Below are 19,756 nucleotides of genomic sequence, written 5' to 3'. Positions count from 1 at the left end.
GAATGGCTGATAGTTTTGATACGGGAACAGCTTATCGTTAACTGGAACGCTCCGACAGAGCGCCGGTTGCAACTTTTGTTCCTCGGGCTGTGAATATTTTACGGTTAACGCGAATCGCTCAGTGCCGAAAGTGGCGCATTCCCGTGAAAACCATGGCAAGGCCCGCTTCGTCGGCAGCATCGACTACTTTTTGATCACCGATCGAGCCGCCCGGTTGAATCACCGCCGTGGCACCCGCCTCGGCGACGGCGAGCAATCCGTCGGGAAACGGGAAGAACGCTTCCGACGCGGCCGAGGAGCCTTTCGTCATCGGCTCGGGCCAACCCGCCTGCTTTGCCGCGTCTCGCGCCTTGATCGCGGCGATGCGCGCGGAATCGACCCTGGACATCTGGCCGGCGCCGATCGCGGCGGTGACGCCGTCCTTCACATAGACGACCGCATTGGACTTCACATGCTTGCCGATGGTGAAGGCGAGCAGCATGTCGGTGATTTCCCGTTCGGTCGGCTGGCGCTTGGTGACGACCTTCAACTGCTCGCGCCCGACGCGGCCGTTGTCGCGCGTCTGCACGAGGAAGCCGCCGGAGACCGAGCGGAAGGTGAGGCCGGCGCTGTCGGGATCGGGCAGGCCGCCGGCGATCAGCAGGCGGAGGTTCTTTTTCGCGCCGAGAATCTTGCGCGCATCCGCGTCGGCCTCGGGCGCGATGATCACTTCGGTGAAGAGCTTGGCGATCTCCTCCGCGGTTTCGCCGTCGAGCGCGCGGTTGAAGGCGAGGACGCCACCGAAGGCGCTGACCGGATCGCAGGCCAGCGCGCGCCGGTACGCCTCGGCGAGCGTCGGCGCGAGCGCGACGCCGCAGGGATTGGCGTGCTTGATGATGGCGCAGGCCGCCGACGCCTCGGGCGCGAACTCGGCGACGAGCTCATAGGCCGCGTCGGTGTCGTTGATGTTGTTGTAGGAGAGCTCCTTGCCCTGGAGCTGGGTCGCGGAGGCGACGCCTGGGCGCGGATCGCCGGTGACGTAGAACGCCGCCTCCTGGTGGGGGTTCTCGCCGTAGCGCAGGGGCTGGCGCAGCGTGCCGGCGAAGCTGCGGCGGCGCGGCGGGGATTTGTCGCCCCCCCTCGCGAGTTCGTTCGCGAACCAGTTGGAGACCGCCGCGTCATAGGCGGCGGTGCGCGCGAAGGCGATCTGGGCGAGGCGGCGGCGCAGGCCGCCCGACACCGCGCCGTTGTTCGCGTCCATCTCGCCGAGCACGGCGGCGTAATCTTCGGGATCCACGACGACCGTCACCCAGTCGTGGTTCTTCGCCGCCGAGCGCGTCATCGCCGGGCCGCCGATGTCGATCTGCTCGATCGTGTCCTCGAAGGACGCGCCCTTCGCGACCGTCGCCTCGAACGGGTAGAGATTGGAGACGAGAAGATCGATGCCTTCGATGGCGTGCTCCGTCATCGCCGCGGCGTGATCGGGCTTGTCCCGCAGCGACAGCAGGCCGCCATGCACCTTGGGGTGCAGCGTCTTGACGCGGCCGTCCATCATCTCGGGAAAGCCGGTCACTTCGGAGATGTCGGCGACGGCGAGGCCGGCGTCGCGCAGCGCCTTGGCCGATCCGCCGGTGGAGATGAGCGAAACGCCGTGGCGGTCGAGGCCGCGGGCGAATTCGACCAGGCCGGCCTTGTCGAATACCGAAAGGATCGCGCGGCGGATGGGGCGGAGCGTCATGGGAAGACTCGGGGGCCGGGCAGGGCTGCGGGAGGGCTTACCGCCGCAGAAACCAAAAGAGAAGTGCCAGGACGATGCTTGTCCCCAGCGAATAGAGGATCGGGATGTGGATATGCAGGTTCCCGCGGTCGTAGAGGATGTCGCCGGGCAGGGGTTCGAGGTCCATCATGGCGATGACCTGACTGAAGATCAGCGTGCCGACGATGAGAATGCCGAGATAGATCAGCCAGCGCATGGGGCCTCCTCACCTCTCCCGCTTGCGGGAGAGGTCGGCGAGCGAAGCGAGACGGGCGAGGGCTCGCCACATTCCCCTCACCCGAAAAATGCTGCGCATTTTTCGACCTCTCCCGCAAGCGGGAGAGGTTACACCATCGCCGTTACACCCAGCTTGGCGAACAGCTTGTGGTCGTGGCTTTCTTCCGGATTGGGCGTGGTCAGCAGCTTTTCGCCGTAGAAGATCGAATTGGCGCCGGCGAGGAAGCAGAGCGCCTGCGCCTCGTCGCTGAGCTCGCCGCGGCCGGCCGAGAGCCGCACCATGGAGCGCGGCATGGTCAGGCGCGCCACCGCGATGGTGCGCACGAAATCGATCGGATCGAGCGCGGCGCTGTCGCCGAGCTTCGTGCCGGCGATCTTCACGAGGCCGTTGATCGGCACGCTCTCGGGATGGACGGGCAGGGTGGCGAGCGCATGGATCATGCCGACGCGGTCCTGCGCATCCTCGCCCATGCCGACGATGCCCCCGCAGCACACATGGATGCCGGCCTCGCGCACATGGGCGAGCGTGTCCAGCCGGTCCGCGAAGGTCCGTGTCGTGATGATCTCGCTGTAATATTCCGGCGAGGTGTCGATGTTGTGGTTGTAATAGTCGAGCCCGGCGCCCTTCAGCCGTGCGGCCTGCGGGCCCGTCAGCATGCCGAGCGTGACGCAGGTTTCCATCCCCAGCGCCTTGACGCCCTCGACCATGGCGCACACCGCGTCGAGGTCCTTGTCCTTGGGCGAGCGCCAGGCGGCGCCCATGCAGAAGCGCGTCGCGCCGGCGGCCTTGGCGGCGCGCGCGTCGGCAAGCACGGCGTCGACCGCCATCAGCTTGGAGGCCTTGAGGCCGGTCTCGTGGCTGGCGCTTTGCGAGCAATAGCCGCAATCCTCCGGGCAGCCGCCGGTCTTGATCGACAGCAGGGTGGAGACCTGGACCTCGTTGGCATCGAAATTCTGCCGGTGCACGGCCTGGGCGCGGAAGATCAGGTCGGCGAAGGGCAGGGCGAACAGCCGGCCGATCTCCGCGCGGGTCCAGTCGTGGCGCAGGGCGCCGTCGCGGAGTTCGGGGGTGGGAGCGTTCATCGGGACACCTGTCGCGAAAGGGCGGACCACGCCTTAGCGTCGTTGCCGCCGCCGCACAAGCTTACGCGGCGACGCCGTTCGCCCGCGCGCTCGGCCGGGCCGAGACGCGCGCGTGCCAGGCGGCGAGATGGGCGCAGTTCTCCGGGATCGCCATGTCGACGAATTTCGCGAAGTCGATGCCGCAGAGAAGCACGATGTCGGCCATGGAAAAGTAATCGCCGACGAGAAATTGGCCGCCGCCGGAGAGCTCCTTGTCGATCCATTTCATGGCGCCTGCCACGATGCGGCGCATGTGGGCGCCGTAGTCCTTGAACTGGTTCGGATTGACGCCGGCGGTGCGCGGATCGTCGTTGATCCAGACCTGGCCCATCGGCGTCCAGAGACGGAATTCGCTGCGGCGGATCCACATTTCGACTTCCGCCATCTCGAAGGGCGAACGGCCGAACAAGGGCGGGGTGGGATGCAGCGCCTCGAAATAGCGGCAGATGGCGACGGACTCCGAGAGGAAGCGGCCGTCATCGGTCTCCAGCACCGGCACCTGGCCGAGCGAATTCTTGGCGAGGAAATCGGGCGCCTTGTGCATGCGCTTCATCATGCTGGTGTGGACGCGCTCGACGCTCGCGATCCCCTTCTCGGCGAGGTAGATGTGCACCTTGCGCGGATTGGGCGCGGGATAGTTCTCGGTGTAGAGCTTCATGCGGCGGCGGCCCCTCGAATTGCGCGTCGCCAGCCTAGGGGGACGGCGGTCGCGGCGGCAAGGCGGACGTCCGGGCGCGCGAGCGTTGACGCCCCGACAGGGTCGACTATATTCCCGCGCCTTCCCGATGTTTTGCGTGCCCCTGTGGCGGAACGGTAGACGCGGCAGACTCAAAATCTGTTGCCTTCACAGGCGTGCTGGTTCAAGTCCGGCCAGGGGCACCAATCTCTTTTGGCGGGCGAAAATTCCGCCGCCCGCCAACCCGGAATTTTCGCCCGCTTGTTGTTCCGCGCGCATCGCCGCGGCGCTGGGCGAGTTCCCGCCCGGTAACCGTTCGCTAACCCAGTTGGCAGATTGTTTGCGCCGACATTTAGACGAATCCGCGGACCGCGCGTAGTCCTCTTGCACCAATGATAGGGCCGGCTCGTGGCGTTTCTCGCATCTGAACGACAGGATGTGCCGTGCATGTTCCCGCCCGGGCTCGCGAGCGGTCTGCGCGACGCGCTGGCCGCGACTGGCGCGCTGCCGCAGCACGGCCTTCTGCTGCGCTTCTTTCCGGTGTTCGACTTCCAGCGCCATGCGGTTGCGGCGCTGTTCTGTACGCCGACCAGCGACGCGGCCGAGGCGATCCACGGCCATCCCGCCTTCCAGGACTTCTCGCCCGCGCAATGGGCGCAGATCGACTGCGCGATCCTGAACCATGCGCTGGACTTCGCGGCCACGCTGGCGCGGCACGGCATCGTCGTCGCGGTCGGCGCCTCGGTCGGCTTTGCGACGCTCTCCGATCCGCGCGGGCGCATCGCCTATCGCGAGGCGCTGCGCGCGGCCCATGCGCGCGAACAATCCTATCTCGTCATCAAGATCGAGGACATTCCCGCACGGGCCACGGCCAAGCGGATCGGCGAGCTCGTCGCCTCGCTGCGCCTGGTGGCGCCGCGAACCTGGGCCCATCTGCCGGGCAGCAGCATCCTGTCGGGCGGGCATGAGCCCCTGCATGCCTCCGGCCTGGTGATGTCGATGCCGCCGAAGCTGCCGTTCCACGGCATGCAGACCGAGGCGCGCTGGCTGGCGCGGCAGGCGACGCTGCAAGCCGCGCTCGCCTGCATGGACCGGGTCGACAGCGCCGCCGAATTCGAGACCGTGCGCGCGGCGGGCGTGCGCTTCGCGGCCGGCCAGGCGATCGGCCGCCCGGCACTGGCGGCACATGCGACGCCGGACGACATCCGCGATCTGCTCTATGCGGACGGACCGGTCCGGTAGACGGGATCGCCGACGGGCCGCTGCGTCACCGACGCGACGGAATGGTCCGCGGCCTTGGTCACGATCACATCGGCCGCGGCACGGTCCTTCACGATATGCTCGCGCAGATTGGGCAGGTTGATGCCCTCCCACACCCGTCCGGCGAAGGCGGCGCGCTGCGCGTCGCCCCAGTCGCGGAAGCGGTAATAGAAGGACGCGGGATCCGCGCGTCCGGCGACCATCAGCGGCAGCAGGCGCGCCGTGAACCAGCGTGCGATCACCTCCTCCTCCGCGTCGAGATAGATCAGGCGGTCGATCAGGCGCGGCGCGCCGGGCCGTTCGATCTGCGCCAGGTGCAGGCCGTCTAGGATGAGGAGGGACGGCCGTTCGACGATGAGCGGGTCGGCCGGATCGACATCGTAGGTGATATGCGAATAGCGGGGCAGGGGCGTGCGCGCGCCGGCCTTCACCGCCGCCACCGCTTCGCGCATCGCGTCCACGTCGTAGGATTCGGGAAAGCCCTTGCGCATCGAAAGACCGCGTTCGGCCAGCACCGCGTTGGAAAAGAGAAAGCCGTCGGTGGCGATGGCCTCGATCCGCGGCCGTTCCGGCCATCCGGCGGCGGCGCGCGCGAGGCCGGCCGCGAAGGTGCTCTTGCCGACGGCGACGCTGCCCGCGATGCCGACGACATAGGGCGTGCCGTCCGCCCGCGCCGGCGCCGACAGGCGGCGGAGGTCCTCGCTCAACGGAAATGCGTCTGCCATGGGTCGACTATGCCATGAGCGCCGCTCCACAGGGAGCGCGCCGGAATGCTAAACAACCGGCATGCGGATTCTCGTGACAGGATCGTCGGGCTGGCTGGGCACCACACTGGTGCCGCGGCTGAAGGCGGACGGCCATGCGGTGGTGGGGCTCGATCCCCAGCCGGCCGCGACGACGGACGTCGTCGGCAGCATCGCCGACCGCGCCCTGGTGCGCCAAGTCGTCGGCGATCACCGCGTCGATGCCATCGTGCATTCCGGCGCGCTGCACAAGCCGAACATCGAGACGCATGCGCGGGAGGACTTCCTCGACGTCAATGTGCGCGGCACGTTCAACCTGCTGGAAGAGGCGGCGGCGCAGGGCGTGTCGCGCTTCGTGTTCACCTCCACGACATCGCTGATGGTGAGCCGCGAAATCCGCGAGCAGAGGGCGGACGCGGCCGCGTGGCTGACGGAAGATTTCCATCCGATGCCGCGCAACATCTATGGCGTGACCAAGCTCGCGGCGGAGCATCTGTGCCGGCTGACGCATGAACTGCATGGCCTGCCGGTGATCGTGCTGCGCACGGCGCGGTTCTTTCCCGAGATCGACGACATGGCGCATGCGATCGCGCAGTCGGGGCCGAACACCAAGGCGAACGAGCTTCTGTTCCGCCGCCTGACCGTCGCCGACGCGGCGGCGGCGCATGTCGCGGCGCTGGCGAAGGCGCCGCAGATCGGGTTCGACACCTTCATCGTCTGCGCGACGCCGCCGTTCGGCCGCGCCGATTGCCGGGACTTGATGCACGACGCGCCCTCGGTGGTGGCGCGCTATTTCCCCGATTATCCGGCGGTCTATGCGCGGCTCGGCTGGACGATGTTCGACCGCATCGACCGGGTCTACGATCCCGCGCGCGCCTTCGCGCGGATGGGGTTTCGCTGCGCGACGTCGTTCCGCTCGGCGCTGGACGAACTCAAGGCGGGGCGCATGCCGGACTATCTGACGACGAGTGCGTGATCCCTCTTGTCATCCGCCGCGGTTCGTAGCGACAGCGTACGAACGCGGACCCAGGCGACAAACTGCGTTAGAGGCGTCACCTGGGTAGCCCGCATTCGCGGGCTATGACACCTTGGATTGGTGCCATCTCTCGGGGGAGCTTTCGTGACTCAATCCGCCGCCACCATCGCCGCGCGTCTCGAAAGGCTGCCGCCGGGCCGCGCGATGTGGACCCGCGTGGTGCTGCTGTCGCTGGGCGGGTTCTTCGAGTTCTACGACATGTTCCTGTCGGCCTATGTCGGGCCGGGGCTGGTGAAGGCCGGCATCCTGAGCGCCACCACGCCGGGCCTGTTCGGCACGACCGGGCTCGCCGCTTTCGTCGCCGCCTTCTTCATGGGCTTGTTCATCGGCACGGCGCTGTTCGGCTTCGTCGCCGACCGCTTCGGGCGGCACACGATCTTCACCTTCTCGCTGCTCTGGTACACCGCGGCGGCGACCGCGATGGCGTTCCAGACCGAGGCGTCCGGGCTTCTGCTGTGGCGCTTCATCGCCGGCATCGGGATCGGCGTCGAACTCGTCACCATCGACAGCTATATCGCCGAGCTGGTGCCCAAGGCGGTGCGCGGCCGCGCCTTCGCCTTCAACCAGGTGGTGCAGTTCAGCGCGATTCCGGTGGTGGCATTGCTCGCCTGGCTGCTGGTGCCGCTGAAGCCGTTCGGGCTCGACGGCTGGCGCTGGGTGGTGCTGTGCGGCTCGGCCGGCGCGCTCGTCGTGTGGTTCATCCGCCTGTCGGTGCCGGAGAGCCCGCGCTGGCTGGCCGGGCGCGGCCGCCTCGCCGAAGCCGATGCGGTCGTGAAGCGCTTCGAGGCGCAGGCGATCGCCGAGAGCGGGCCGCTGGCGGAACCCGCGCCGGCGGTGCTGGAGGTGCCGCGCGGCCATTTCGGCGAGATCTTCGCCAAGCCTTATCTGACGCGCACGCTCATGCTGATCGCGTTCAATCTGTTCCAGACGGTCGGGTTCTACGGCTTCAACAATTGGGTGCCGAGCTTCCTGATCGGGCAGGGCATTGAGGTGACCAAGAGCCTGGGCTACACCTTCTTCATCGCCATCGCGGCGCCCTTCGGGCCGCTGCTGGCGGCGCTGTTCACCGACCGGATCGAGCGCAAATGGGCGATCGTCGGCGCGGCGGTCTGCGTCGCGGTGTTCGGGCTCCTGTTCGCCGGCGTGCGCGCGGCGGCGCTACTGGTGCTGTTCGGCGTGTTGGTGACGCTCGCCAACAACATCATGTCGTTCTCGTTCCACGCCTATCAGGCCGAGCTCTACCCGACGCGCATCCGCGCCCTGGCGGTGGGCTTCGTCTATTCCTGGAGCCGGCTGTCGACGGTGTTCAGCGCCTTCGTGATCGCCTTCGTGCTCAAGGATTTCGGCGTGATCGGGGTGTTCGGGCTGATCGCCGCGAGCATGGCGGTGGTGGTCCTGGCGATCGGCGTCTTCGGCCCGAAGGTGAAGGACCTGTCGCTGGAGGAGATTTCGCGATGAAAATGCCAAGGCCCCCAAAGCCTTTCGGCTCCGGGGGCCTGAATACATGGTGGGAAGTCGGGCGCCCCAATCCAAGGTTGCTTAGCGTTGCGCGGCGGGCAGCATCCAAATCGGCCATGGCAAGTTGCCGTGGCGCGTTTCCCGCGCAAGCGGTCATGACGGAGGAATTCAACCCGAGACGGCCGCGCCTTAGAACGGCCGGACCGAATCCGCGCGGCGGTTCATGTCGTAGTCCTTCAGGCGCGGCGTATCGTGGTTCAGCGTCACGCAGGGGCCCTGGAAATTCTTCGCCGCGCAGATCTGCCAGCGGCCATGGACCTGGGCGCTCTGGGCGCGGTCGCCGAAATCCCAATCGTGGCGGTCGAGGTCGCGGACCGCATGGTCGAGGGTGATCGAATGGCCCTGATAATTGGGCGCGCTGTAGAGCGTGATCCAGGGCTTGGCCACGGCCGGTGTGGCGGCCAGTCCGGCGGTCAAGGCGATTGCCAGCGTCAGTGTCGATTTACGCATCTATGTCCCCATTTGAAAATCGCGGCGATGATATAGGAAGAGCCCGTCAAAGCCAGCCGGCCGCCGCATGAACTACCGCCACGCCTTCCATGCCGGGAATTTCGCCGATGTCGTCAAGCATCTGGCGCTGGTGGCGATATTGCTGCATCTGCGTCGCAAGGATGCGCCTTTCGCGGTGATCGATACCCATGCCGGGCGCGGCGCCTACGACCTGCGGGGCGAGGAGGCGACGCGCACCGGCGAGGCCGCGAACGGCATCGGCCGGCTCGCCGGCCTGGAGGGCGAGGGTGCGCTCGGCGCCTATCTCGGTCTGGCGCGCGGGCGGGACATCTATCCGGGTTCGCCGCTGATCGCGGCGACGCTGCTGCGGCCGCAGGATCGTCTTGTCGCCGTCGAGAGGCATCCCGAGGATGCCGCGCGGCTCAAGGCGGCGCTCGCGGGCATAAGGCAGGTGCGGGTGGAAGAGGCCGACGGCTATGGGCGGCTCGCGGCGCTGCTGCCGCCGCCGGAACGGCGCGGGCTGGTGCTGATCGATCCGCCCTTCGAGGACGCGGCCGAATTCGCCGCCGAGGTCGAGGCGCTGCGCACCGGCCTGAAGCGGTTCGCGACCGGCATCTATCTTCTGTGGTTTCCGATCAAATCGCCGGCACAGGCAAACGCCTTCGCCGGCGAGGCGCTGAGCACGGGGGCCAGGAAGGCGCTGCGCATCGATATCGATCTCGGTCCGAAAGCGGACGGGCCGGGCGAGAAGGACCGGCTGGCGGCGTCCGGCCTGATCGTCGTCAACCCGCCTTTCGGCTTTGCCGAGGAGATGGCGGCGCACCTGGCGGTCGTCGCGCCGCTGCTGTCGGACGGGGCGCGGGCGGAGGTCCGCTGGCTGGCGGGGGAGGGCGGATAGGCGCGCTTGCCTTCCCGGCCGGTCTTAAGTATCTGGTCGCGTTCCGCGGACAGGTGGTCGAGTGGTTGATGGCACCGCACTCGAAATGCGGAGACCGTGCAAGCGGTTCGTGGGTTCGAATCCCACCCTGTCCGCCATCCGGCACGATAAGTGCTTGACACGGCTGGACGATGTCCGGCGTCGCACCGGCCCGTCGCCGTTCCCGCGACCATACCAACGTCTTAAGCGGCCAGCCTCAAGGTGAATTGGCCGAGGCCGCGCGCCGGCTCATGATCCTTGCACCGATACGCCGTACCTCCCCGACGGCGTGGTTGTGAGAAGACGAGCGGCGGCCCATGAGCGCGATCATCTCCAGGACAGGTTCGCCCCTCCCCCGTCCGGGACATGATGCATTGCTCGGGGCCGCCGCTCCGACTCACGCCTACTATCAGATCGCCGCGGCGCCGCCGGCCGCCGAGTCCCAGGACGCAAAAGGCCGGGACATGACCCACTATCTGCTCGCGGGTCTCGGCATCGCCGCGCAGCTCGCAATCGTCCTGCTGCATTAGGCCGCTTCGCCAGATCGTCGCTCGCGGATCGGACGCCAGCGCCGCGTCCGCCGGTCCTAATCCCATCGTATAAGCGACACCGAAGCCGCACTTGCGCGATTGTGATGTGCTTTCGAAGGATCGAAGCGCAAAGCGACGGAGTGTAGGCGATGTCCGAGACGGGCGCGACGGCGACGGGCGATCAGGATGCGTCAAACCAGACTGCGCAGGACATGCAGGACGGATCGTCGGTGCCCTCGCCGCAGAACGATCGCAACGGCCGCCTGACGGCGATCGGCCTGATGGCGCCCGCCATCGTCCACGATTTCGGCAATCTGCTGCAGAGCGTCGCGAGCGTGCTGAACATGGTCGATCGCAGGATCGACGCGGGCAGGATCGCGGAATTGAAGGCGCTCACGGCGGACGGCCTGCGCGCGATCGACCGCGCGGCGGCGCTGTCCAAGCGCCTGATGGCCTATGGCCGGCCAAGGCCCTCCATGAAGTCCCGCGTCGACGTCAACGCGCTGCTGCGCGATCTTCTGCCCCTGCTGCGGCTTGCGACCGGACATGGGATCACGGTCGAGCTGTCGCTGGCCGACGGCGCGCTCGAGATCTGGTGCGATCCGCAGGACCTGGAGAACGCGGTGATGAACCTCGCGATCAATGCGCGCGACGCAATGCCCGGCGGCGGCGCCTTCGTCCTGCAAACCTTCAAGGCGGAGCTCACCATCGATCATGCCAGCCTCGCCAGAGGCGACTACGTCATCGTCGCCGCCAGCGACACCGGCGCGGGAATGGCCGCGGAGGTCGCGTCGCGCGCCTTCGATCCGTATTTCTCGACCAAGGCGGCCGGAGAGGGTTTCGGCATGGGCCTGGCGACCGTCCGGGCCTTCGTGGGCGCCGCCGGCGGCGGGGCGGACATCGCCAGCTCTCCGGGCAAGGGCACGACGGTGCGGCTCTACCTGCCCCAGATCCAACGGCGCGCCTAGGCGGGCGCGCGCGCCGAGGGATTGCTCGGCGGCTGCGCGAGCGCGCCGGCCCGCGGCCGGCCCAGCCTGGCATTGAGGCGCTCGAGATAGAGATAGACCACGGGTGTCGTGAACAGCGTGAGCAGCTGGCTGAGGATGAGACCGCCGACCATCGTGTAGCCGAGCGGCTGGCGCAGCTCCGATCCGGTGCCCTGTTCGAGCATCAGCGGCAGCGCGCCCAGAAGGGCCGCGGTCGTCGTCATCAGGATCGGGCGGAAACGCAGCAGGCAGGCGCGGCGGATCGCCTGCTCGGCCGGCAGATGCTCCCCGCGCTGCGCCGCGATGGCGAAATCGACCATCATGATGCCGTTCTTCTTCACGATCCCGATCAGGAGGATGATGCCGATGATCGCGATGACCGTGAGGTCGAAGCCGAACAGGGTGAGCATCAGGAGCGCGCCGACGCCGGCCGAGGGCAGGGTCGACAGGATGGTCAGGGGGTGGATGTAGCTCTCATAGAGCATGCCCAGGATGAGATAGACCGCGACGAGCGCGGCGGCGATCAGATAGGGCTCGGTGGCGAGCGAATCCTGGAAGGCCTGCGCGTTGCCCTGGAACGATCCGACCAGCGCGCTGGGCGCGCCGATCTGCATCTGGGCGCGCCGGATCGCGTCCGTCGCCTGGCCGAGCGCCACGCCGGGCGCCAGGTTGAAGGACAGGGTGACGGCGGGAAACTGCCCGTCGTGATTGATCGAAAGGAAGGTCGTGGGAATCGTCGTCCATTTGGCCAGCGCGCTCAGCGGCACCTGCTGGCCGGTGCTCGAACGGATATAGATCTGGTTGAGCGCGGTGGGCGAGGTCTGCAATGCGGGCGCGACTTCCATCACGACATGGTAGCTGTTGACCTGCGTGAAATACTGCGCGATCTGCCGCTGGCCGAACGCATCGTCGAGCGTGTCGTCGATCATCTGCGGCTGGATGCCGAAACGCGCCGCCTGGTCGCGGTCGATGGTGAGCGTCAGGGTGCCGCCGCCGGTCTGCTGGTCGCTCGCCACGTCGCGCAGCTCGGGAAGCTTGCTCAGCCGGTCGAGCAGGATCGGGGCCCATTGGTTGAGCTCGCCGAGATCGGGATCCTGCAGCGTGTACTGGTACTGCGTCCGCGAGATGCGCCCGCCGACATTGAGGTCCTGCGCCACCTGCATGAAGAGCGCGGCGCCCTCGACATGCGAAAGGCCGACCTGAAGCCGGCGGATGACCTGGTCCGCCGACGCGGTCCGCTGGTCGCGCGGCTTCAAGGTGATGAAGAAGCGCGCATTGTTCTGCGTCTGGCCGCCGCCGCTGCCCAGGCTGGAGCCGACCGTGGCGACCGCGGGGTCCTTCATGACGACGGCTTCGATCGCGTGCACATAGCGGATCATGCTCGCGAAGGAGACGTCCTGCGCCGCTTCCGCCGTGCCGAGGATCAGGCCGGTGTCCTGCTGCGGAAAGAAGCCCTTCGGAATGTTGATGAAGAGCACCGCGGTGGTCGCGAGGGTCGCGAGGAAGACCGCGAATGTGATGCGGCGGTGGGCGAGCGCGATGTCGAGATAATAAGTATAGGTCTCGAGCAGCTTGTCGAACCCCTTCTCCGCCAGGAGGTAGAGGCGTCCGTGCGTCACGCCGCGTTCGCTGCGCATGAGGCGCGAGCACAGCATGGGCGTCAGCGTCAGCGACACGGCCGCGGAGACCAGGATCGTCGCCGTCACCGTGACGGCGAATTCGCGGAACAGGCGGCCGACGATGCCGCCCATAAGCAGGAGCGGAATGAAGACGGCGATGAGCGAGAAGCTGATGGACAGGATGGTGAAGCCGATCTCTCCGGCGCCCTTGTAGGCCGCCTGCATCGGCGTGAGGCCGTCCTCGATGTGACGGTAGATGTTCTCCTGCATGACGATCGCGTCGTCGACCACGAAGCCGACGGCGATGGTGAGCGCCATCAGGGACAGGTTGTCGAGGCTGTAGCCGAGGACGTACATCACGCCGAAGGTGCCGACGAGCGCGAGCGGCACCGCGATGCTCGGGATCGCCGTCGCCCAGAGATTGCGCAGGAACAGGAAGATCACCATCACGACGAGGGCGATGGTCAGCACCAGCGTGAACTCGACGTCCTTCACCGAGGCGCGGATGGTCGTGGTGCGGTCGCTGAGGACGCTGACCTTGATGGCGCTCGGGATGGCGGCCCGGAGCTGCGGCAGCATCGCCTTCACCAGATCCACCGTGCCGATCACGTTGGCGCCGGGCAGCTTGTACACGGCGAGCAGGATCGTGGGCTTGCCGTTGGAGAAGGCCGCCAGCTTGTTGTTCTCCGGCCCGTCGACGGCGCGGCCGATGTCGCGGACGCGCAGGGGCGAGCCGTTGGCATAGGCGACGATGACGTCGTTCCAGGGCTTGGCCGACAGCTCCTGGTCGTTGTCGTAGATCGTGAAGGTGCGGGTCGCCGCGTCGATCGATCCCTTGGGATTGTCGGCGGTCGCGGTGATCAGGACGGTGCGCAGGTCCTCGAGCGAGAGGCCGAGCGCGGCGATCTTGGCCGGATCGATCTGGACGCGGACGGCCGGCTTCTGCTGTCCGCCGATCGAAACCAGGCCGACGCCGGAGATCTGGCTGATGTGCTGCGCCAGGATGTTTTCCGTATAGTCGTCGACCTGCGTCAGCGGCAGCTCGTCGGAGGTCGTGGCAAGCACCAGGATCGGCGAGTCGGCGGGATTGACCTTGCGATAGGTCGGCGGGGCCGGAAGATCGGTCGGCAATTGGCCGGCCGCGGCGTTGATGGCGGTCTGCACGTCCTGCGCGGCGCCGTCGATGTCGCGCGACAGGTCGAACTGGATCGTGATCGCGCTGTTGCCGAGCGTGCTGCTCGACGTCATCTGCGTGACGCCGGGGATCTGGCCGAATTGCCGCTCGAGCGGCTGCGTCACCGCCGAGGCGATCGTCTCGGGACTGGCGCCGGGAAGCTGCGTCGTGACCTGGATCGTCGGAAAGTCGACCTGCGGCAGCGGCGCGACCGGCAGGAACGGATAGGCCGCGATGCCCACGAGCAGGATCGCGGCCATGAAAAGCGACGTCGCGATCGGCCGGTCGATGAAGGGGGAGGAGATGCTCAAGGCATGGCCCCCGAGGTCGCCGTCTGGACGGGCGCCGCGGCGCCGGCCGCCTGCACGCGGGCGCCGTCCTGCAGCCGGTACTGGCCGGACGACACCACCCGCTCGCCGGGCTTCAGGCCGGCGTCGATCACCGCCTGCGCGCTGTTGAACCGGTTGAGCTTCACCGGCCGTGTCTCGACGGTCGAATCGCGCGTCACGACATAGGCGAACAAGCCGTTGGCTCCGCGCTGCACCGCGGTCGACGGGACCGTCACGACGTTGCGCAGCGTTTTGAGCAGCAATCGCGCATTGACGAACTGTCCCGGCCACAGCCGGTTCTTCGCGTTCGGGAAGTTCGCCTTGATCCGTATCGTCCCGGTGGCCTGGAGGACCTCGTTGTCGACGACGCCGACCGTTCCGGTGTCGAGCACCGTCGTCTCGTCGCGCGAGAGCGCGACGACGGTCAGCGGACCGGCGCCGGAGACCTGCGACAGAAGGGTGAGGTCCTCCTCGGGCAGGGTGAAGATCACTGAAATCGGATGGATTTGCGTGACGACGACGATGGCGGTGTTCGCCGCGGCCATCACGTTGTTGCCGGCATCGACGAGGCGGATTCCGGTGCGGCCGTCGATCGGCGATTTGATCGTGGTGTAGTCGAGATTCGCCGCCGCCGCGTCGATGGCCGCCTGGTCGACCCCGACCTGCGCGATGAGCTGGGCCACGAGCGCGCGCTGGGTGTCGTAGGTCTGGCGGCTGATATCGTCCTGCGCCGCAAGGTTCGCGAAACGCGCGAGATCGAGGTTGGCGTCCGCGAGCTGCGCCTGGTCCTTGGCTTTGGTCGCCGTCGCCTGGTCCAGCGCCGCCTGGAAGGGGCGCGGATCGATCTGCGCCAGCACATCGCCGGCCTTGACGTCCTGGCCCTCCACGAAGTTGACGGTCTGCAGCGCGCCGTCGACCCTGGTCGTCACGGTGATGGTGTTGAAGGCCTGCACGGTGCCGAGCCCTTCGAGATAGACGGGGACGTCGGCGCGCGACGCGACGGCGATCGAAACCGGGATGGCCGCGGGTTCGCCTGCGGACGAAGAGTCGGCGGCGCCCGCGAGCCAGGACCAGGCGGCCCATCCGACGAGGAGAAGCGCGAAAAGCGCGATCAGGCGCCCGCGCGGCTGTTTCAGCAGCGCGGCATGCGGGTTGGGCCTCGCGGGGTTCAGTCCGGCCGCCGACAGCGCCTTGCGCAGGGCGTCGGCCGCCTTCCGGCGAAGCGGGGTTGCGGAGGCGGCGGGCGATTTATCTTCGGTCGTCATCGTTTCAAACTCGTGCCAGTCGGTGCATGAGGGCGAGGCCGGCCCAATCGATGCCCAGTCCGACGGCGATGCCGATGACCGTATCGAGCAGGCGCAACAGGGGCTGGAGCAGCAGGTTGCCGGTGCTCATCGTCGCCACCACCATGACGACGACCGTGGTTATGCCCGTGGTGGCGATGTCGTCGCGGCGGTCCAGCGCGATCATGACGATCGTGCCGACGGCGAGCAGCACCGCCATGCCGACCGGGCCGGGCGGAAGGACGCAAAGATAGAGCAGGCACAGCGCGAAGCTCACGCAGGTCGCCACGAAGCGCGCGACGCCGGCCGAAAGGCTGCGGTCGCGCGAATGCCGGAAGACGAAGACCGCGGCGACGGCCGCCCACATGCCGCCCAGCACGTCCGACGTGCCGTCGATGAATCTCAGGAACGCAAAGGTCGCGATCCAGTAGCTGAGCAGGCATGCGATCGCCATGTTCGCCGCATAGGCGACGGCGCCGACCGAAGGTGTCCGTAGCTGTTTCATCGTCCGCCAATGCCCTCGCGCGGTTCCGTGCATCCGTTTTCGGCGGTTCGGCCTCTCAAGCCGGGCGTGCCGGGTTTCGATCGAACGCGATCAGCGCCGAAAGGATCGCTGACGGAATCGTGAGCATCCTGGCGCCATCCATAATCCGGGCGCCGCGATGATCGGAGCGCGCCGCGCGCCGCGCCGCCAGCGCAAGATGTTGCGCCAGGCGCTTCGCCGTTCCCGCCGCGAAGGCCAGGCCCGCCGGCGGCGCGCCGGCGCGGCCCAGCAGCGCGTTCATCAGACCCATGGGAAATCCCGACAGGGCGACATTCGTGCCCGACAATGCGTGCCCGACGGCGAAGACCGCCAAGGCCGCGACCAGGACGAACACGAACCCGCGCGCGCGTGACGCGCCGAGCGCGCCCGCAAACCAGCCGCCGGCGAAAAACGCGATCGTGGCCAGCGATAGCATTGCCGCCGCGACATGTTCCGCGGGATCGCGCGCGTGCCGCGCGGCGCGAACGGATCGATGCGGTTGCGGGTCGGTCATCTGGCGCTCCCCTTTGCGTCGGTCCTCGAATTTCGCCATGTCATGCGAGGTGCGCGGCCGGTCGACTGCAAGGTAGCGGCGGGGCGGCGCGAGCCTCCATCGTACCTGGGGTGCGGGACCTAGCGACTTGGTTTGAGGCCTACATACCTTTGTCTGCGGACCCGGCGGGCGCGCCGTTGAAAAGGTCGAGGCCGCCGCGGGGGAGGGGGGAGCGCGGCGGCCTCGGGACGCCGTCGAACGAGGGGACGTTCGGCCGGCGCGTGACCAAGCTAAGCATGACGGGCGGCGGCTCAATCATATGCTGGGCTCGGGCGACCAAACCATCGTAGGTGCCTATTTTCGCGCGAGGGCTTCGCAGACGGTCTCGATCAGGGTTTGCCCGTCGAACGGCTTTGCCAGGAACGCCACCGCGCCGGCGTCGAGCGCGCGTTTCTTCGTCGCCTCGTCGGGAAACGCGGTCACGAAAATGAACGGCGGGTCGTATCCGCGATCCATGAGGCAGGCCTGCAGATCGACGCCGCTCATGCCGCTCATCCGGATGTCCGAGATGACGCACTCGGTCGTTTCGGATTGCGGCGACTCCAGAAACGCCTCCGCCGACGCGAAGGAGGAGACCGCGAAGCCGCGCAGGCGCAGAAGCCGCCGCGTCGCGCCGAGCACGGCCGGATCGTCGTCGATGATGGAAACCGCTCTTACCACAGTCAGAATTGCCGATCCGTTTGCGTTGCGCCCGCGATGCGTTGACGCAACAAGAGCCCGTGCAATCTGGTGCGCCCGGGGCCGCCGGGCAATTCATACATAGGTTTGGACTACGGCCTGGGGCGGGAGATCTGCAGCGTCTCGGCCATCTTCACGAGATCGGCCAGGGATTTGGCGCCCATCTTCTTCATCACGCTTCCCCGGTGGATCTTGACCGTGATCTCGCTGAGCCCGAGCTCGTGCGCGACCTGCTTGTTCATCAGCCCGGCGGTGACGAGCGTCATCACTTCGCGCTCGCGCGAGGTGAGCGAATCGAACAGCGCGCGCAGGCTCACCAGGGTGTCGTCGCGCTTGCGCCGCACCCGGTCCTTGTCGATCGCCGACGCCACGGCGTCCAGCATGTCCTGGTCGCGGAAGGGCTTGGAGAGAAAATCGATCGCGCCGGCCTTCATCGCGCGCACCGACATCGGAATGTCGCCATGGCCGGTCATGAAGATGATCGGCAGGCGGATGTCGAGCCGGGCGAGGTCGCCCTGCAGGTCGAGGCCGCTGACGCCGGGCAGGCGCACGTCGAGGACGAGGCAGCCCGGCGCGTCGGGCAGCTTGGCCTCCAGGAGTTCCGCGGCCGAGCCGAACACTTCGGTCCGCAGGCCGACGGTGCGGAAGAGCCTTTTGAGGGCGTCGCGAAGCGGCTGGTCGTCGTCGACGATGAAGACCACCGGTTCGCTGCCGCCGCCGGCCTGATTCACCCCTGTCACGAATGCGCTCCCCGGTATGGCGGCAGGGCGAATTGCAGTGTCGCGCCCCGCCCCCCGTTGCTCGTCGCCCACAATTTGCCGCCATGGCTTTCGATGATCGAACGGCAGATCGCCAGCCCCATGCCCATGCCGTTCGGCTTGGTGGTGAAGAAGGCGTTGAACATCTGCCGCGTGTCCTCGCTCTTGAGGCCGATCCCGCGGTCGACCACCTCGACCAGCGCGCCGCCGGAATCGCATTGGCGCGAGCGGATCACCACCTCGCGGGTATCGTCCAGGACGGGCGCCATGGCCTCCATGCCGTTGACGATCAGGTTGATGAGCACCTGCTGCAGCTCGACCCGGTCGCCCCAGACCGGCCGCAGCGCCGAGGCTTGTTCCAGACGCAGCGCGAGCTGGTATTTGAGCGCCTCGCCCCGCAGCAGCGGGATGACCTCCTCGATGACCTCGTTGAGGTCGAGCGCGGCCTTTTTCGTTTCTCCCTTGCGCGACAGGGCGCGCACGCGGGTGATGATCTCGCTGGCGCGGCGGCCGCTGGCGATGATGTCGCGTGTCGTCTCGATCAGCTCCTGCTTGTCGAGAGGCTCGATCTCGAGCAGGCGCAGGCACACCTCACCGTTGGTGACGATCGCAGCCAGCGGCTGATTGACCTCGTGGGCGATCGACGCGGTGAACTCGCCCAAGGTCGTCATCCGGGTCACATGGGTCAGTTCCGCCTGCGCCGTGTGCAGCGCCGCTTCGGCGCGCTTTCGATCCTCGATGTCGGTCGCCGCGACATAGCGGGCCACCACGCGCCCTTTTTCGTCGCACACCGGGACCGTGTGGCTGAGGAGCCAGCGATATTCGCCGTCGGCGCGGCGCAGGCGGAGTTCCGCCTCATAGGCCTCGCCGCTCGCAATCGATTGCGAGCGCTTTTCCGACATGTCGGCGCGGTCGTCCGGATGGAGGAGGTCGAGCCAATTGGTCCGCAGCTCCTCGGCGGCGAAGCCCTGCGCCGTCCAGCGCGCGTTCATGAAATCGACCATTCCGTCCGGCCTGGTGCGCATCACGAGCGCGGGGATGGTGTCGAGCGTGGCGCGCAGCTCCCGTTCGGCCCGTCGCAGGTTCATCTGCGAGGTCTGGTTGCGATAGGCCAGAAGGCCGGTGATCCCGATCGCTGCGAGGCACATGATGAGCCGCGCGAAGGGCGCGTCCAGCCCGAACAGGCCGTGCTGCACCAGATAGCTGACGACGGCGAGCGCCGCGCAACCGGCCGAGACATAGACCGTTCCCTCCCGGGAGAGCGCGTTCGCGCACAGCAGGATGACGATGACGTAAAGGACCGCCACGGCGACGGCGGTGGGCGTGTAGGTGTCGACGGCATAGATCGCGATGGCGAGGAGGGCGGCTACTGCGACAAGGCTCCATGAGCCGGGTGGGGTCTCCAAAGACGACGGCATGGCAACCACGATGTCCTTTCCCCTGTCGCGCGCGATGCGATCATATAGCGCGCCGCCGGCAAAAGCACCGCCGGCCCGGCGGATGCTAGCGTGAGAACCGGGGCGCGTCCGGCAATCATATTTCCGTATAGGTGGGACAAACCAAGACTGTGTTCCGCCGCGCGCCGTCTCTGTTGAAGCGCCGCCGCCAGGGTGTATCCTGTTCCCAGATC

The 19,756-nt window shown here is 67.5% G+C and carries 19 protein-coding genes and 2 tRNA genes; 8 read left to right on the top strand and 13 right to left on the bottom strand.

Going from position 1 to position 19,756, the window contains the following annotated elements:
* Window positions 1-118: 118 nt before the first annotated feature.
* From purH to WDN01_10975, 4 genes are all read right to left on the bottom strand, one after another.
* The gene (gene purH, locus WDN01_10990; GenBank protein ID MEJ0026542.1) at window positions 119-1,717 is read right to left on the bottom strand and encodes a bifunctional phosphoribosylaminoimidazolecarboxamide formyltransferase/IMP cyclohydrolase; all 1,599 of its coding nucleotides are present in this window, start codon (window positions 1,715-1,717) and stop codon (window positions 119-121) included.
* Window positions 1,718-1,754: 37 nt separating this feature from the next.
* On the bottom strand, window positions 1,755-1,952 hold the full coding sequence (locus tag WDN01_10985) for a DUF2905 family protein (GenBank protein ID MEJ0026541.1): 198 nt from the start codon (window positions 1,950-1,952) through the stop codon (window positions 1,755-1,757).
* Between the two features lie 128 nt (window positions 1,953-2,080).
* Window positions 2,081-3,055: a biotin synthase BioB gene (gene bioB, locus WDN01_10980; GenBank protein ID MEJ0026540.1), complete on the bottom strand. Its 975-nt coding sequence runs from the start codon at window positions 3,053-3,055 to the stop codon at window positions 2,081-2,083.
* 61 nt (window positions 3,056-3,116) lie between these two features.
* Entirely contained in the window at window positions 3,117-3,752 is a 636-nt protein-coding gene (locus tag WDN01_10975) for a glutathione S-transferase family protein (GenBank protein ID MEJ0026539.1), read from the bottom strand.
* Window positions 3,753-3,890: 138 nt separating this feature from the next.
* Here WDN01_10975 and WDN01_10970 point away from each other — a divergent pair.
* Together WDN01_10970 and WDN01_10965 are read left to right on the top strand one after the other, a co-directional pair.
* A tRNA-Leu gene (locus WDN01_10970) sits at window positions 3,891-3,976 on the top strand.
* Between the two features lie 241 nt (window positions 3,977-4,217).
* Window positions 4,218-5,012, top strand: a complete 795-nt coding sequence (locus tag WDN01_10965; protein ID MEJ0026538.1) for a hypothetical protein — start codon at window positions 4,218-4,220, stop codon at window positions 5,010-5,012.
* Here WDN01_10965 and WDN01_10960 read toward each other — a convergent pair.
* Window positions 4,988-5,755, bottom strand: a complete 768-nt coding sequence (locus tag WDN01_10960; GenBank protein ID MEJ0026537.1) for a hypothetical protein — start codon at window positions 5,753-5,755, stop codon at window positions 4,988-4,990. The genes WDN01_10965 and WDN01_10960 overlap by 25 nt on opposite strands.
* A 61-nt stretch (window positions 5,756-5,816) precedes the next feature.
* Between WDN01_10960 and WDN01_10955 the strand changes: the two genes are divergently transcribed.
* Together WDN01_10955 and WDN01_10950 are read left to right on the top strand one after the other, a co-directional pair.
* Window positions 5,817-6,749 carry an NAD(P)-dependent oxidoreductase gene (locus WDN01_10955; GenBank protein ID MEJ0026536.1) on the top strand — a complete coding sequence of 311 codons (933 nt, stop codon included), beginning with the start codon at window positions 5,817-5,819 and terminating at the stop codon, window positions 6,747-6,749.
* A gap of 144 nt (window positions 6,750-6,893) precedes the next feature.
* Window positions 6,894-8,267: an MFS transporter gene (locus WDN01_10950; protein MEJ0026535.1), complete on the top strand. Its 1,374-nt coding sequence runs from the start codon at window positions 6,894-6,896 to the stop codon at window positions 8,265-8,267.
* Window positions 8,268-8,456: 189 nt separating this feature from the next.
* On the opposite strand, the gene WDN01_10945 is transcribed toward WDN01_10950, so the two are convergent.
* On the bottom strand, window positions 8,457-8,777 hold the full coding sequence (locus tag WDN01_10945; GenBank protein MEJ0026534.1) for a beta/gamma crystallin-related protein: 321 nt from the start codon (window positions 8,775-8,777) through the stop codon (window positions 8,457-8,459).
* A 67-nt stretch (window positions 8,778-8,844) separates the two neighbouring features.
* Between WDN01_10945 and rlmJ the strand changes: the two genes are divergently transcribed.
* From rlmJ to WDN01_10925, 4 genes are all read left to right on the top strand, one after another.
* Complete coding sequence (gene rlmJ / locus WDN01_10940; GenBank protein MEJ0026533.1) at window positions 8,845-9,675, top strand: 23S rRNA (adenine(2030)-N(6))-methyltransferase RlmJ; 831 nt, start codon at window positions 8,845-8,847, stop codon at window positions 9,673-9,675.
* Between the two features lie 47 nt (window positions 9,676-9,722).
* Window positions 9,723-9,812, top strand: a tRNA-Ser gene (locus WDN01_10935).
* Window positions 9,813-10,010: 198 nt separating this feature from the next.
* The gene (locus WDN01_10930) at window positions 10,011-10,223 is read left to right on the top strand and encodes a hypothetical protein (protein MEJ0026532.1); all 213 of its coding nucleotides are present in this window, start codon (window positions 10,011-10,013) and stop codon (window positions 10,221-10,223) included.
* A gap of 149 nt (window positions 10,224-10,372) precedes the next feature.
* Complete coding sequence (locus WDN01_10925) at window positions 10,373-11,191, top strand: ATP-binding protein (GenBank protein ID MEJ0026531.1); 819 nt, start codon at window positions 10,373-10,375, stop codon at window positions 11,189-11,191.
* On the opposite strand, the gene WDN01_10920 is transcribed toward WDN01_10925, so the two are convergent.
* The 7 genes from WDN01_10920 to WDN01_10890 all read right to left on the bottom strand — a co-directional run bounded on the left by WDN01_10920 (window position 11,188) and on the right by WDN01_10890 (window position 19,544).
* Entirely contained in the window at window positions 11,188-14,313 is a 3,126-nt protein-coding gene (locus tag WDN01_10920) for a multidrug efflux RND transporter permease subunit (GenBank protein MEJ0026530.1), read from the bottom strand. The two genes, WDN01_10925 and WDN01_10920, sit on opposite strands and share 4 nt — an antisense overlap.
* On the bottom strand, window positions 14,310-15,596 hold the full coding sequence (locus tag WDN01_10915) for an efflux RND transporter periplasmic adaptor subunit (GenBank protein MEJ0026529.1): 1,287 nt from the start codon (window positions 15,594-15,596) through the stop codon (window positions 14,310-14,312). Before WDN01_10915 ends, WDN01_10920 begins: the two co-directional genes overlap by 4 nt.
* 4 nt (window positions 15,597-15,600) lie before the next feature.
* Window positions 15,601-16,119 (bottom strand): FUSC family protein, encoded by a 519-nt coding sequence (locus WDN01_10910; GenBank protein MEJ0026528.1) that lies wholly within the window; start codon window positions 16,117-16,119, stop codon window positions 15,601-15,603.
* A gap of 55 nt (window positions 16,120-16,174) precedes the next feature.
* Window positions 16,175-16,651 carry a DUF1275 family protein gene (locus WDN01_10905; GenBank protein ID MEJ0026527.1) on the bottom strand — a complete coding sequence of 159 codons (477 nt, stop codon included), beginning with the start codon at window positions 16,649-16,651 and terminating at the stop codon, window positions 16,175-16,177.
* 333 nt (window positions 16,652-16,984) lie between these two features.
* Window positions 16,985-17,350 (bottom strand): response regulator, encoded by a 366-nt coding sequence (locus tag WDN01_10900; protein ID MEJ0026526.1) that lies wholly within the window; start codon window positions 17,348-17,350, stop codon window positions 16,985-16,987.
* A gap of 110 nt (window positions 17,351-17,460) precedes the next feature.
* A complete protein-coding gene (locus WDN01_10895) occupies window positions 17,461-18,108 on the bottom strand; it encodes a response regulator transcription factor (GenBank protein MEJ0026525.1) in 648 nt (215 codons plus the stop codon).
* Complete coding sequence (locus tag WDN01_10890; GenBank protein ID MEJ0026524.1) at window positions 18,105-19,544, bottom strand: ATP-binding protein; 1,440 nt, start codon at window positions 19,542-19,544, stop codon at window positions 18,105-18,107. Before WDN01_10890 ends, WDN01_10895 begins: the two co-directional genes overlap by 4 nt.
* Between the last annotated feature and the right edge of the window lie 212 nt (window positions 19,545-19,756).

The sequence above is a fragment of the Rhizomicrobium sp. genome, assembly GCA_037200985.1.
GTDB lineage: Bacteria > Pseudomonadota > Alphaproteobacteria > Micropepsales > Micropepsaceae > Rhizomicrobium.
The sequence above is the reverse complement of the archived record's forward strand: the minus strand, read 5'-3'. Positions and strand labels throughout refer to the sequence as shown.